This window comes from Sporobacter termitidis DSM 10068 (assembly GCF_900130065.1).
Lineage (GTDB): Bacteria > Bacillota > Clostridia > Oscillospirales > Oscillospiraceae > Sporobacter > Sporobacter termitidis.
This window is the reverse complement of the sequence record NZ_FQXV01000001.1, coordinates 357,389-371,242: the sequence shown is the minus strand read 5'-3', so window position 1 is coordinate 371,242 and position 13,854 is coordinate 357,389. Positions and strand designations below refer to the sequence as shown.

Sequence of the window (13,854 nt, the reverse complement as noted above, 5' to 3'; positions counted from 1 at the left end):
CACGCAATATACAATTGCAATTAAAGGTTGAGTCTGATATCCTCAAAATCAATGAAACAGAAACAGGAGAGAGATATGGCTATAGTATCCGTCCTGAAAACGGGAAAATATGACGCCGGTGACCTGCGCGTCGTCGTCAGTCGGCATTTTGAAGCGCTCGGCTTTGAAAAGGAGCTCCGGCCCGGTATGAAGGTGCTCATCAAGCCCAACCTGCTGGGCGCCCACCGCCCGGAACAGGCGGCGACGACGCACCCCGCCGTCGTCCGTGCCGTCGTGGACTGGCTCAGGGAACGGGGGATCGACGACATCACTATTGCCGACTCGCCGGGCGGCGCCTACAGGCCCGGCGGCCTCAGGGCAATTTATGAGGCCTGCGGTTACGGGGTCATGAGGGACGTCGTCAAGCTGAATCTTGACACGGGCTACACCGCCGTTCAAAGCCCGGAGGGCTTTCAAAACCGGAGCTTTAACATCATCGACCCGATCGTGCGCGCCGATATCGTCGTCAACATCGCCAAGCTGAAGACCCACGGCCTGACGACGGTTTCCGCCGGCGTCAAAAACCTGTTCGGCGCGATACCCGGCCTCCAGAAGCCGGAGCTGCACTACAAATATCCGGACCTCATGGATTTCTGTACTATGCTCCTGGAGCTGGCGCAGGTGGTGAAGCCGCAGATAACGCTGATCGACGCTGTGGAGACCATGGAGGGCAACGGGCCGCTCAACGGCCGCATCCGCCACATGGGCCTGACGCTGGCGTCCAGGGATATCTTCGCCCAGGATTACGTCGCCGCGCAGCTGATGGGGCTGGACCCCGAGTCTGTGCCGCTTGTCCGCCTTGCGCTTAAAAAGGGGTTGACCGCGCCCCAGGACATAGAGACGGTGGGTGACACTTTTGCGCCCGCCGCGCCGCCTTACATTCTGCCGGAGTCGGTGAACAAGGGGAATAACCGCGGCTTTCTGATGCGCTCCATCGGCGGGGTTATCAAGGGCGTCTACCGGGCCGTGCCGTCCATCGACACGTCAAAATGCCGCGGCTGCGGCAAATGCGCCGAAAGCTGCCCGATGCAGATCATTAAAATCAAGGATAAAAAGGCGGGCATGTCCGTCAAAACCTGCATCTCCTGCTTCTGCTGCCAGGAGATGTGCCCCTTCGACGCGGTGCGGATACGGCATGTGCTCAGGCTGCCGAAGATATAATGTCTGCAAACAGATATAAAAATGCTGAATACTTTGAATACACCCCGGAAGACCCTTGAATTTGCACGGGCTCCGGGGTTTCGTATGTCGATGGGGCGCCGAATCGCGCGGGCTGGCTGGCGGCGCCCAGGATAACGGCAGCATTAAGCGTTCCGCTTATATGTGAGCAGTGTGAGCGGTACAAACACCGCGAGGATGACAAACGAACCCGCGAGCGCAAGCCAGAAGTCCGCGCCTATTGTGCCGTTCCCAAGTATCTCGCGCACAGCCGCAATTGCCTTGGACACAGGATTGATATTATCGGCGAAGAAACGGATTGCCGTAGGCATCGTTTCCGTCGGAACAAAGGCGTTTGACAAAAACGTCAGCGGGAACATGATAAGCATGGCGGACATCGACGCGGAGGATACGGATTTTGCCCGCATCGCCACAAACGCGAACAGCCAGCTTAAGCACCAACCGACAAACATCACAAACCCGATGCAGGCAACGACGTTATTGCCCTGTCAAGCCGATGAGCTGGCGTACGATCTGCGTGTCTTTCCTTACGTCGTACCCAAAGATTTTTGCGGTCCCCGCGTCTGGCTTCAATAGCGTCGCGAGCATATTGATGGTGGTCGTTTTGCCTGCGCCGTTGGGTCCCAATACGCCGCAGATTGTGCCTGCCGGAATTGTCAGGCTGACGCCGTCCACGGCTCTGTTTTTGCCAAACGACTTAACCAGCCCGACCGCTTCGACCGCCGGCGTGCCGTTTGTAAGCTTGTTCATAAAAGTACCTCCGTTTTTTGTTTACAGCCATAGGATACGGCCGCAATTTAAACGGAGGTTAAATTCAATTTAAACGGATTGTAAACTGCGTCCCTTTATTTATTTCGCTTTCCACAGTGATGTGAAAGCCGTGGAGTTCCACAATCTTTTTAACGAGCGACAATCCCAGGCCATTGCCGCCGAGTGCGCGGTCGCGAGCTTTGTCGGCCTTAAAGAACCGCTCGAAGATGTGGATCAAGTCGCTGTGGGCAATGCCTATGCCGCTGTCGGATATTATGACGGCGCTGTCGGAGAGCTTGACGGAAATTTCTCCGCCGGCAGGTGTGAATTTAATCGCGTTGTGGAGCAGATTCACCCATACTTGAGACAGCAGATCCTCGTCGGCGGTTATGGTCTGTTTCGGCAGGTCAACGTCAAAGCTGATATTCTTTGCCGACCATTGCGGCTCCAGTGACAGGATGATCTGTGAAAGCTGCTTGTCAAGGCGGTATTCGACAAGATTCAGCGGTTTCTTTTCGCCGTCAAGGGCGGAGAGCTTCAGCAGGTTGTCGGACAGACTTGACAGCCTGCGGCTCTCTGCTTCGATAATTTTGGCGTAGCGCCTGCGCTCGTCGGGCGGCAGGTCGTCGTTTTTCAGTAGTGCGGCGAATCCTTTTATCGACGTGAGCGGCGACTGTATTTCGTGGCTGACGTTACTGATAAAATCCTGCCGCATCGTTTCGAGCGAGCCGAGGTTTTTCGCCATTTCATTGAAGGCATCCGTTATTTCCGAGTATGGGTCGTTGGGGTTCGGCTCGATAAATATGTCAAAATTTCCGTGCGAAATTTGCTCAAAAGCGTTAAGCACAATGTCGTGCGTAAAGTCGCGGTGGGTACGTTTGAAATGTTGCAGGCGGATAAAGCTGAGGAGCGCGGCAAACACGCAAAAGAATATCAATCCGCCAAGCCCCGATAACATTGCAGTCGCAAACTCAGAAAGCCCTGCGTGTCTGACGATGATATATGCGAGTGCGACAAATCCGGTGAATATGGCAAAGCACACTGCAAATCCGAAAATCACGCCGGCTTTGCCGGGGTGGATATGTTCTTCCCTTTTCACACCGTCACCTCGATTTTGTACCCAAGTCCGCGCACGGTGGTGATTTTGAAGCCGTACTTCTCCTCTGGAAACCGCTCGCGAAGTCGCCCTATATGCACATCGAGCGTTCTCTCGTTTCCGTCAAAGTCGTAGCCCCAAACGTCCTCGATGAGGTTGTCGCGGGAGAAGGTCCGCCCGGGGAAGCCCGCCAGCTTAAACAGCAGCTCAAATTCTTTCATCGGGATTGTTTCGCCGTTCACGCTGTATCCGTCGCGGTCAACGGTCAACTTGCCGATTTGGACAACCTGCGACGATTCGATTTTGTAACGCCTGAGCAGCGCCTTGACGCGCATGAGCAGCTCATCGCCCTCAAACGGCTTTGTCAGGTAATCGTCCGCGCCAAGCTCAAAGCCCTTGACCTTATCGGGCAGACCCGACTTTGCCGTCAGCATCAGCACGGGCAGATTCTCGTAATATTTACGGAGCTTCCCGACAAGCTGATAGCCGTCCATTTGCGGCATCATTATGTCAACAACGGCGCAGTCGCAGCCGTCAATTTTTTCAAGCGCGTTATGCCCATCGGTCGCGTCAACGACGTCAAAGCCGCCATTTTGCAGTATTTTCCCCACAAGTTCGCGGATATACGGGTCGTCGTCCACAATTAGAATTTTCGGCATATTCATCACCTCGGGGATTATTTTATCACGGTAATGTAAACGGAAGTTAAACGGTTTTGTCGAGTAATGCCGATTGGGCTTTGTGCAATGATGACCCGCAAGGGGGCAGCCGGTGCTTTTCCGCAAACTAAAACGGGAGCCGCGCGGGCTCCCGTTGTTCTTTACGCATAAGCTTGCCGTTATTACTTGTCGTACTTCAGTTCAAGCGCCTGGGTGCTGTCATCTACCGTGATGGTGACCTTGATCACGGAATACTCTGTCTCAAGTGCAATGTTTTTTCCGCTTTCACGCAGCAGCGTGAAAGCGCCGGAGGGCGAAGGCTCAAGGTATTCCAAGGACTGGCTGCCGCCTCCGGCGGCGGTTTTATAAGAGACCGCGATGTGCTTTGAAACCAACTCGGTTATGTCTTTTTTATATGTAATCGTCAGTGTGTTATCGGTGTTGCCGTTAAAATGCTCGCTGCCGTTTCGTTTTGTCCATGAGCCGGTTGTGGCTGTTTTGTACTCGGCGGACCAATCGTCGCTTTCGCCCTTGTATGTATAGTCCAGCTTTTCCTGTTTCGCACAGCCTGCGACCGTTATTACGACGATCAGCAGACAGATAGCAGCGGCTCTTTTCATATGGCCTCCTCCGGATTTATTCTCTGTCCTTCAGCTGCCGCACCATCTCGGCGATGGCCGGTTTGGCCTCGTCCATCAGCTCATCCCAGTCGCCGATATAGTTAAAGGTAACGTCTCCGCCGGATTCGATGCGGCGGATGTAGCCGTCGAACATGTTGTAGTCGCGCTCGTAGACGTGGAAGCTGTTGGCCCGGTGGGTATAGGTGCCCACGGCGATGCCGAGAGCGTCGGCGATGCGCTTTTGGAGCATGATGAGCGCGAAAGCGTTCATGAAAGAGGCTTTTGTGGCGTCGTTGGAGCGGAAGAGGACCTTGCTGTGGAGCTTGCCGTCCCGGATCAGATAGTGGATGTTTTGCAGGCAGGCCGGCGAGCCGGTGTGCATGTCCTCCTCGCTGCGGATGCTGACGACGGCGCGGCGGGAGTCGGGATTGCGCCGGAGCTCGTCGATCACCCATGGAATCTGGTCCGCCATGCGCTGGTGGTATGTATACTCCCAGTTGCCGCGGGCGACCTCAAAGTCGAGGATGCCGTCCAGCATCTCCTGCCGGTACTGCTCCAGGGCCCGCGGGTCGCCGATGAAGAGCTTGCTGATCATCGGCTCTTTGAGCGGCGATGTGACAACGAACGTCATGGAAGCTTCCTTTTGGTTCGTATTGTAGTCAGGGCAGGGGAGCCGGTCGTTTTCACGGTGGAGCGCGGTGAGCGCCTTGTGATACGCCTCGGGGAGCGTTTCGCCGGTGACGAAGTGTTCAAACATATGGTACCCTTTCTGTTAAACGCCCAGCGGCGCGTTGTTTCTGTAAACCTGGAACGCGTATTCGATGCCGTCGTATGCTTTCGGTGAGCCGGCGTCCTCCAGCGTCCAGTTTTGAAGCGCATCCAGATTCGGGAAAAAAGTGTCCGACTCGGGCGCCGCCTTGATTTTCGTGATGAACGCGCGGGTGCAGTAGGGGAGCAGCAGCCTGAAAATTTTGTCGCCGCCGATAACGAAGACCTTGTCCGGCGCCGTCCCCGCGATTTCCCTGAAAAGCTCGTCCGTGGACGCGACGACAGCGGCGCCCTCGATTTTCAGGTCCTTATTCCGGGACATGACGATGTTCCTCCGGCCGGGGAGGGGCTTGCCGCCGGGAAAATCCAGGAGCGTCCGGTGCCCGACGATCACGGTGCCGCCGTTTGTCAGTTCTCTGAATCGGCGCCGGTCCTCCGGGAGGACGACGGTCTGCGTGCCGCCCTTGCCGATGCCCCAGTTTGAGTCTACCGCGACAATAAGGTCCATAAAGCCTCCGATACTATCGAGTGCGGGCAGCCGCACTATCAAAAAATTACAATTGTGATGCCGTTATTATGCCGGTCCAGATCAGGATCGCGCCGCAGGTCGTCGCAGAGCTGAAAGGCGCCGCGCGTTGCCGCGTCGAAGATCGAAAAATCCTCGCCGGGGATAAAATCCCGGATGAAGCCCTTGCGCTTTTGCTCGCCGAGATAGCGCCGCGCCTCGATCCTGATCTTGCCGCCGGTGCCGGACGAGCCGTAGCCGTGGATGATCTTTAACACTTTAGTGCCCAGCATTTTGGCGTTGTTCAGATTATAAGTGATGCGCCGGATCGCGGCGTCCGCCGTCGGCATGTCGGCTTTGATATTGACTTCCTTGACTGAACCTGTACCGCCCATAAAAAAACACCACCCGCTGAGTTGACAATTCCATTATAATCGTGTATTTTATTTAAAGCAATACGGAAGATTGCCAAACAGAACAGGATCAGGATCGCGCGGCGGGGCTTTCAAAAGGCACAATTGAATACGGAGGGGTATCGAAGTGGTCATAACGGGGCTGACTCGAAACCTGAGCCGTGAAATCCGGCTCCAAAATCCGGAATCGCCTGATTTAAGTGGCTTTCTGAGAAGGTCAAAAGCTTAAATAGCGACGGTGTCTCCTGACGCGTTCCTATCACATGACAGGGCTCCCACAAGGTCCTGAAATGTGTATAAAATTTCATACGGAGGGTTATCGAAGTGGTCATAACGGGGCTGATTCGAAATCAGTTTGGGTGCAAGCCCACGTGGGTTCGAATCCCACACCCTCCGCCACGAAGCCTTGAAAATGCAGCATTTTCAAGGCTTTTTTCTACCCTAAAATGCTTTCAATCATGCTGGCGGACTGTTCCTGCGCCTTGAAATCGAGATGCGAATAGATGTCTGCCGTGGTCGTATAGTTGCTGTGCCCCAGCCAAAGCTGGATCTGTTTCATCGGCACCCCGCTGGCGGCCAGCAGGCTCGCGCAGGTGTGCCGGAGCTCATGGAAGCGGATATGCCGCAGGTCATGCTTTTCAAGCAGCAAGCTGAAATGCGACGAAACAAAGTTGGGCTTGTACAGCTTTCCCAGCGCATCGACGCAGATATAGCCGTTTTTGTCTTTACTGTAGCTTTTGGGAAACAGCCGCCTGTTTTCCGCCTGCCGGGCCTTTTCCTTTTTGAGCTCCTGCGCCACGCTGGGGATCAGGGGCATGGAACGCCGGCTGGAGATCGTCTTCATATTGTCGGAGCCCCGCACGACGGTCTTGCCGTTTTCCTGGAACTGCAGCACCTTGTATTCAACGCTGATGCGGTTTTCCGTAAAATCGATGCTCCTCCAGCGCAGTCCCATCACCTCGCTCCTGCGAAGACCATAATAGGTCGCCAGCAGGATAGGAAGGTAAATCGGATCGCCTTTGGCAATTTCGAACAGCTGCAGAGCTTCTTCCCGGGTGTAATAGCTGGCTACATGTTTGCTCCGCCTGGGCGCGTCCACCTTGTCCATGATGTTATAAAGCAGTATATCACGTTTGACCGCGTAATTCATCGCCTGCTTCATGAGCCGGTGAAGATACTGGGCTGTTGTTCCCGACAATCCGGCCTGATACAGCGAGTCGTAGAAGTCCTCAAAATCGCCGGGCTCCAGGGTGGACAGCTTGCTGCCGCGGGCACTGAAATAGCTGTTGATGTGTCCTTCGATCGACCCTTCATAGCTTTGGTATGTGATGGGCTCCAGATCGTTTTTCTTGGTTTTCAGCCATATCCGCAGGTAGTCGACAAAGAACATATCCGCGGTGGCGTCCTTCAGACGGGCAGGTCTGTTCCGCTCGTCGTTGCGTTTGACAAGCACGCGCTGCAGAAACTCGGCGGCGTTGCGTTTTCCACCATAAACCTTGAAGCCGGTGTCTATCCAATTCGGCTTTCGCTTGCCGTCGACATACTCGTTGATCACGGCGTAGAGCTTCCCGTCCTTGGGCTGAATGCTGCCGGTGATCGGCCGCTGTTTTCTCATAGTTCCTCCTTTTTTCTGGCTTTGTCTGTTATCGGCAACATGATCGTAGCACAAGGCAAAAAATAATGCCAATGTGCGGATCAAAATTTTTTTCCCGGAATCTCCGGCTGTTCCCCAATCAAATAACCGATCAGGCTTATCTTGGGGATTTTGTAGGCCTTCCCGATCCTGATCCCGCGTATTCGGCCGGTGGCGATGCTGTGATACACCTGATGCCGGCTGATTCCCAGCAGCTTCTGCACATCCGCCACACAAAGAACATCCGGGTAATCCTCAAACATTGTGCGGTATACTTCAGATTGCATGTGCACCATACTCACTCCTTTTTGCACTGACCTTTTTGCATAAGTATGTTAGAAGTGCTGTCACAATAAAATTTAGAACAGCATGCCATCAAAAAAGATGCAGGCTGTTCATAAGAGCTTGAATTGTATATAATTGTTGCGTAATAAAAGTAGTTGTTCTATTCCTGAAACAGCTAAAACGTCTATTGGGAGGACCGATAGTGAGAAATTTACCGCCGATTGAAAAAATCTATGAGGCATACAGCGCCATAGTGGACGCGCGCATTGTCATGAGGACGGACGAGGCCTATGTCCGGTCCTCAAACGGCCAGAAAGAATATACCGTTACATGGGAGGATGAGGCTTACACCTCCAACGACAGCGCGACCTATTGGCAGGGATACGCGGGCTATCCCGTGATCGCTGTTCTGCTTTTACAGGGCAAGCTGCCATTGGACAGGGAAGCCGCCACTAAATTTAAGGGTATTGACTGGACGGAGCTGAATGTCAAGTTCAAACGCAATTATGCAAAAGCGGTAGCGGCGGTATTTGATGCAATGGATTGTGACGCGGGCACCAAAGACAGGATACGGTTGGAAGCGGAGCGTGTATTTGAGGCGATGAAAGAGCTGGATATCGTCATAAAGCGCGGCTCTTTGCGCCCGCCGAAATCGTCTCGGCAACAGTAGGGAGGGAGATGCCATTGGGCGATGGGCTGGGACGACAGCCTGCCGGGCATACCCAATCGGTATATGGCGTTGATCAATGTTGCTGGAACCATTCCGCATGCTCACCCAAGTGAAAGAGTTACATAGATCAAAACGCTTCTTTTGTTCAATGTTTCATTGATTGAACATTTATTTCAAGAACTCAATGTTGTGAATGCAATAATATAATGAGAAAAAGCGACCGGAAACGATGTGCTCAGTCATTTTAGCAACTTTGATTGAGATCCTTACAAATTATGCTATAATAGATACAAGGTTTTCCTATTATATAAGTTTATTCAAATCTACGGCAAGCCCAATTTTATAAGTTAATGCTCAACAAGTCGCCAATGTCAAGAAAAATATAAGAACTCCTAAGTTATGTCTATTTTAGATTTAGAACGCAAAAACGATTAAAAATGGATCGGTTTATGTCTGATTATTACCATTCTCTGGTCTATAATTATATATTAAGTTATTTAGGAGAGGTTTTGAGTGTTAAAGTATTTGTCGTTATCAAAAGGAATACAGGAACAGATTATTTATGACAGAGAAAATGATAAAGAAAATCCAAACAAGTGTCAGAATGAATCTGTTGTTCGTAGAAACGAAGAACGTGATGTTGAAAGCTTGTGGAGACCGTCATTTGTTAGAGACATTGAAAAGATTCTCCATTGTCCTTTCTATAATCGTTATGCAGATAAAACACAGGTTTTTTCATTTTATCGCAATGATGATATAACTCGAAGAGGTCTACATGTTCAATTAGTTTCAAGAATTGCAAGGAACATAGGATCATTACTGGGACTCAATCTTGACTTAATTGAAGCAATTTCGTTGGGACATGATATTGGGCATACCCCTTTTGGACATGCTGGCGAAAGATTCTTAAGTGAACTATTGCAAGATAATACCGGTCGCTACTTCAATCATAATGTTCATAGTGTTCGTGTGTTAGATACTATGTTTGCAAGAAATATTAGCCTGCAAACTTTAGATGGTGTTTTGTGTCATAATGGGGAATTTGAAAAAAGGAGTATCGTCCAATTCCTTTATGTACCTTTCCAGATTTCAATGTTAAAGTTGAAGAATGCTATGTTGACAAAAAGAATATTGATTTTTTAATTCCGGCTACTATTGAAGGTTGTGTTGTTAGGGTATGTGATATGATTGCCTATTTGGGTAAAGACCGGCAAGATGCTCGACGCGCAAATCTATTGCAAGATGCCCCAATTTTTACAAAAGGAAAAATAGGCGTTGAGGAATTCGCCAATAATAAATAACCTCACTGTAAATATCGTTGAAAATAGCTATGATAAAGATTATATATTGATGGACGAAGATATATACGATGAGCTAAAAATAGCAAAAAAAGAAAATAACGAAATAATCTATCGAAATGAAAAAATCGATAAATCTTATAATGAAAATATTAGGCCAATGTTTAGCGAGGTTTATTACAAATTACTTGACGATGCGAAGCACATGAATAAAAATTCTGTTCTGTATAAACACCACATCAAATTCATCGAGGATAGCAGATATTCCTACTTTCCTGAAAAAAAATATATTGAAGAAGAACCAAATCAAATTGTTGTTGACTATATTGCTAGCATGACTGACGACTATTTTATTGATCTATATAACTATCTCTTCCCTGATGGAAAGTATAAAATTGAATTTATATCATATTTTGATAATTTGTAGTTTATATATAGTCACCTCAGCTATGACTTTCAGTAGGGTAGCGGCCAGTGGCGGGCGGCGCTATGATCCCACATGTCACCAGATGAGCGAAAGTCTGCTGACAACGGCATATGGTTTTGAGAAATATTTAAGCTGTTAGCTATACTTGTACATAATAAGAAGCACGAGGATGAGTTAATGTCGATTTCAGATGAATATAGAGAAATATATGTTAAAGAAATAGTAGATAAAAGTCGTGGCATAATTTTCAAATATTCTCCCGTCTCTAACCGTCACGAATTTCAGCCCCTTAGCCATGCCGTTAGCCCTCAGGCTGTAGAGCAATTATGCGGGCTAATGCGTAAAAATTTATTGTTTTATTGCTATGGTGAAGATGAAGTCGTAAAACACTATAAGAAAAAAACATTTGCAGATTTAGATACAGCAGCCCAATACGCGTATAAAATGCGCTTACCTAAACGTCCTGTCAACGCCGATGGGATACCGAGTGAGGTCCTTTTAGATCTCCTAATACAAATATATACGCCCAATGCCTATAAGTTGGCTGTAAGAGCTCTGATGCGACAAAAGGATAATAATGAGATCAAGGGCTATGATCTTACATATTTTTCCCTGATAGATGATAATATTGGTCTTTGGTTAGGGCAAGCCAAACTAGGAGACAAAAGTTATTGTAAGGACGACATTAGTAAGGATTTATTAGATAAATTTAGCCGTGAATACTTAAGTGAGCAAGTATTTTTTGTCTGTGATAAACAGACAGGAACAACTGATGAATGTGAGCATTTGACAGATATTATCAACAGAGTCAATATTGCCACCTTAAAACAAGAACCTATATCGCGGCAGAAAACTTTACTTGAATGTTTTCAGCAAAACAGAATTTCAATATATATACCATGCTTGTTGGCATATGGGCAAGCGAGTGTCTATAAAACCGCAGCTGAAATATTCCAGAAAATAGAAGATGAGAATAAAGAGATGCAGACTTACTTTTTAAAACACAGTTATTCATTTTCGGGATTTGATCCAAAGATTATTTTTTATATTTTCCCCATCGAAGATATTGATCGTTTAAGAGATGCGGAAAGCGGGTTCTACTGTGGATTACGTTAAAGATTTACTTTTAGCAATCAATAACTATAAAGAAAACAGTGTAAAAACTAAGGAACGTCTTAGGGACTTGGTGTGCTTTATTTCGGAGCAAAGCACCTTGAAAGATGATCCTATGATCTGTGATTTGCTTTATGTCGCTTCGCAGAAAATGCGAATGTTTGGCTATAATATTCAAAATAAATTTCTTGAGAATCCGGACAAAGGCGTTTCGGACCTCCTAACATTACGCGATGAGTCGGTAAAAAATATTTATCGATCAAAAGTCCGGCCTAATAATATTTTAGATAAGTCACAACTTGAAGTTGTTGAGTTCTATCAAAGTTTAAAGCTTAAAAGGATGCTCGTTAGTGCACCAACATCATATGGTAAGACCTTTTTAATGCGTGAGATTCTTTTTTTAAACTATGAAAAATATCAAAATGTTTTACTAGTGTTTCCGACGGTTGCATTGCTCCAAGAAAATGCCACTGAAATGAATATGTTTGTAAAAGAAAAAGAACTTGAATATAAGGTTATAAAGTCTGTTGATAGTGAAATCGACTTAACGGGTCGGAACATTTTTGTATTTACTCCTGAGAGAGCGCTTCAGCTTTTAGCAAACTATCCGGATATTCATTTAGATTTTTTCTTCTATGATGAAATATATAAAGTTGATGAAGATTACTGTAATGATGAAACTGATGAGAAGGCAGACGATAATAAGGAATCGACACCAACTTTCTTAGATATAAATAGAGGAAAGACTTTTCGGATAGCTTTGTATCTTCTATCTAAGGATGTGAATGACTATTATTTGGCCGGGCCGAATCTTAATTGGGAACGGTTTGGTGCTGGAATGAAACGATTTATAGAAGTTAATCATATTCAGGTTAAAGAGATCAATTTTGAGCCAACCGTCCGGGTAACAGTTGAGGCTTTTGGTAGTAAAATAAAAGAAATATCCCCCATAGAGCTACCGTCACCTATCTCAAATGCATTAATGAAGCTTGATCCACGTGTAAACGATAAGATTTGTAATGTTGCGGAATATATTAAAGGAAATAATTATGGAAAGACTTTGTTGTATTGCACTACTCCCGGTAAGGCCAATGAATATGCTTCAAAGTTAGCTTTGCGCCTAAATATAGATTTTTCCCCGGATTCTAATCGCCTGAAAATGTTCTTTCAACATATTCGAAAAACATACAATGTAAATAATTCAGTTGAAGAATGGAGTTTTGTTAAAGTCCTTGAAAAAGGCTTTGGCTTACATCATGGGAAACTCCCAAAGTATATTCAAACAGAGGTATTGCAACAGTTTAATCATGGAGCTTTCAATATCCTGTTCTGCACATCAACAATTGTCGAGGGAGTTAATACAGATGCGCAAAATATGGTTATTTTGAACGCGAAAAAAGGACGCGAGCCGCTTACACCATTCGATATAAAAAATATAAAGGGTCGTGCTGGCCGTTATTATCATAGCTTTATTGGTCGAATATTTTATATGAATAAAGAGCTATTGGAGATCGAGCAGTCATCTGATTTTTCACTCGATTTTGCGACTTATGCAGATATCGATCTTGATGGTATAGATTTAGATAATGCTGAATTTGTTGATTTGACAAATAAGAATCAAAGAGCAAAGCAAATTAGAAATGAAAAAACAAGTCAGTATAGAATAACAGATGAGATATTCCAAAAAAATAGATTAGTTCCGAAAGAACATCAGGAGCAGCTGGCGCGGCTGCTTTTAAAAGATAAAGACCAATTTGATCAATTTACACCACTTATTCATAATACAGATTTGTGCGAGAATTTTTTAAAGTTCCACTATATTAAAAAAATTCTTAATACATTCTGCAGAGCCGGTCTTATTGATGAGTCCATTGCAAAACTTTTTTCAGGGATTTGCTGGAGTTATTACAACGATGGTTTCCTTGGAATATTAAAATTTGAAATACAAAAGGTAGGAAAACCGGATTCTCGTGTAAAAACGATTGATCAAGCATATTCCAATGCATTTAAAACTTTAAAAGATATTATTGAACATAAAATACCGAAAATTCTTTCTCTTTTTGAAAGTATATTTGATTTTGTGGCAAAGCAAAGAGGCTACAACGTGGGAGAATTTAGTCTTTCAAAAGTGAAACGGTTTTATGAAACTGGGGTCAGGACTTCTTTCGGTGAGCATCTATCGGAGTATGGTTTCCCTCTGGACACTATTCGTATGCTTGAAACAAATTTTCCGATACTACTTAGCCTAACAGGAATTCAAGTAAAAAACTTTTGTAGTTCTAATAAAGATAAAATTATGGGTAAGCTTGATGCGTATGAACAGTTGCTATTTGATAATGCAATTAAGATACTAATCTAGTGGAATATGCAATGACTGATAAGAGATGATAGACCAGACT

16 protein-coding genes and 1 tRNA gene are annotated in these 13,854 nt (G+C 46.8%); 7 read left to right on the top strand and 10 right to left on the bottom strand.

Annotated elements, in window-relative coordinates:
* Positions 1-75: 75 nt before the first annotated feature.
* On the top strand, positions 76-1,200 hold the full coding sequence (locus BUB60_RS01765) for a DUF362 domain-containing protein (RefSeq protein ID WP_073075910.1): 1,125 nt from the start codon (positions 76-78) through the stop codon (positions 1,198-1,200).
* A 143-nt stretch (positions 1,201-1,343) separates the two neighbouring features.
* Here the strand turns inward: BUB60_RS01765 and BUB60_RS01760 are convergent, their stop codons facing one another.
* The 8 genes from BUB60_RS01760 to BUB60_RS01725 form a co-directional block, all read right to left on the bottom strand.
* The gene (locus tag BUB60_RS01760; protein WP_278277458.1) at positions 1,344-1,682 is read right to left on the bottom strand and encodes an ABC transporter permease; all 339 of its coding nucleotides are present in this window, start codon (positions 1,680-1,682) and stop codon (positions 1,344-1,346) included.
* 13 nt (positions 1,683-1,695) lie between these two features.
* Positions 1,696-1,968 (bottom strand): ATP-binding cassette domain-containing protein, encoded by a 273-nt coding sequence (locus BUB60_RS01755; RefSeq protein ID WP_242941121.1) that lies wholly within the window; start codon positions 1,966-1,968, stop codon positions 1,696-1,698.
* A gap of 64 nt (positions 1,969-2,032) precedes the next feature.
* The gene (locus BUB60_RS01750; RefSeq protein WP_242941120.1) at positions 2,033-3,067 is read right to left on the bottom strand and encodes a HAMP domain-containing sensor histidine kinase; all 1,035 of its coding nucleotides are present in this window, start codon (positions 3,065-3,067) and stop codon (positions 2,033-2,035) included.
* Positions 3,064-3,723, bottom strand: coding sequence for a response regulator transcription factor (locus tag BUB60_RS01745; protein WP_073075909.1), 660 nt, complete (start codon positions 3,721-3,723; stop codon positions 3,064-3,066). Before BUB60_RS01745 ends, BUB60_RS01750 begins: the two co-directional genes overlap by 4 nt.
* Before the next feature lie 182 nt (positions 3,724-3,905).
* On the bottom strand, positions 3,906-4,343 hold the full coding sequence (locus tag BUB60_RS01740) for a hypothetical protein (protein WP_073075908.1): 438 nt from the start codon (positions 4,341-4,343) through the stop codon (positions 3,906-3,908).
* Between the two features lie 16 nt (positions 4,344-4,359).
* Entirely contained in the window at positions 4,360-5,100 is a 741-nt protein-coding gene (locus BUB60_RS01735; RefSeq protein ID WP_073075907.1) for a thymidylate synthase, read from the bottom strand.
* A gap of 15 nt (positions 5,101-5,115) precedes the next feature.
* Positions 5,116-5,619 (bottom strand): dihydrofolate reductase, encoded by a 504-nt coding sequence (locus tag BUB60_RS01730; protein ID WP_073075906.1) that lies wholly within the window; start codon positions 5,617-5,619, stop codon positions 5,116-5,118.
* A gap of 38 nt (positions 5,620-5,657) precedes the next feature.
* The gene (locus tag BUB60_RS01725) at positions 5,658-6,011 is read right to left on the bottom strand and encodes a Smr/MutS family protein (protein WP_073075905.1); all 354 of its coding nucleotides are present in this window, start codon (positions 6,009-6,011) and stop codon (positions 5,658-5,660) included.
* Between the two features lie 328 nt (positions 6,012-6,339).
* Here BUB60_RS01725 and BUB60_RS01720 point away from each other — a divergent pair.
* Positions 6,340-6,428 (top strand) — tRNA-Ser (locus BUB60_RS01720).
* Between the two features lie 37 nt (positions 6,429-6,465).
* Here the strand turns inward: BUB60_RS01720 and BUB60_RS01715 are convergent.
* Complete coding sequence (locus tag BUB60_RS01715; RefSeq protein WP_073075904.1) at positions 6,466-7,644, bottom strand: site-specific integrase; 1,179 nt, start codon at positions 7,642-7,644, stop codon at positions 6,466-6,468.
* 80 nt (positions 7,645-7,724) lie between these two features.
* Positions 7,725-7,949 (bottom strand): helix-turn-helix domain-containing protein, encoded by a 225-nt coding sequence (locus BUB60_RS01710; RefSeq protein WP_159435324.1) that lies wholly within the window; start codon positions 7,947-7,949, stop codon positions 7,725-7,727.
* A 200-nt stretch (positions 7,950-8,149) separates the two neighbouring features.
* On the opposite strand from BUB60_RS01710, the gene BUB60_RS01705 reads away from it, so the two are divergent.
* The 5 genes from BUB60_RS01705 to BUB60_RS01690 all read left to right on the top strand — a co-directional run bounded on the left by BUB60_RS01705 (position 8,150) and on the right by BUB60_RS01690 (position 13,814).
* Positions 8,150-8,617 (top strand): hypothetical protein, encoded by a 468-nt coding sequence (locus BUB60_RS01705; RefSeq protein ID WP_073075902.1) that lies wholly within the window; start codon positions 8,150-8,152, stop codon positions 8,615-8,617.
* 513 nt (positions 8,618-9,130) lie between these two features.
* Entirely contained in the window at positions 9,131-9,760 is a 630-nt protein-coding gene (locus BUB60_RS20520) for an HD domain-containing protein (RefSeq protein WP_242941119.1), read from the top strand.
* A 132-nt stretch (positions 9,761-9,892) separates the two neighbouring features.
* Positions 9,893-10,342, top strand: coding sequence for a deoxyguanosinetriphosphate triphosphohydrolase family protein (locus tag BUB60_RS20515; RefSeq protein WP_242941118.1), 450 nt, complete (start codon positions 9,893-9,895; stop codon positions 10,340-10,342).
* A 177-nt stretch (positions 10,343-10,519) separates the two neighbouring features.
* Complete coding sequence (locus BUB60_RS01695; protein WP_073075901.1) at positions 10,520-11,458, top strand: Hachiman antiphage defense system protein HamA; 939 nt, start codon at positions 10,520-10,522, stop codon at positions 11,456-11,458.
* Positions 11,445-13,814: a helicase-related protein gene (locus BUB60_RS01690; protein ID WP_073075900.1), complete on the top strand. Its 2,370-nt coding sequence runs from the start codon at positions 11,445-11,447 to the stop codon at positions 13,812-13,814. Before BUB60_RS01695 ends, BUB60_RS01690 begins: the two co-directional genes overlap by 14 nt.
* Positions 13,815-13,854 lie beyond the last annotated feature (40 nt).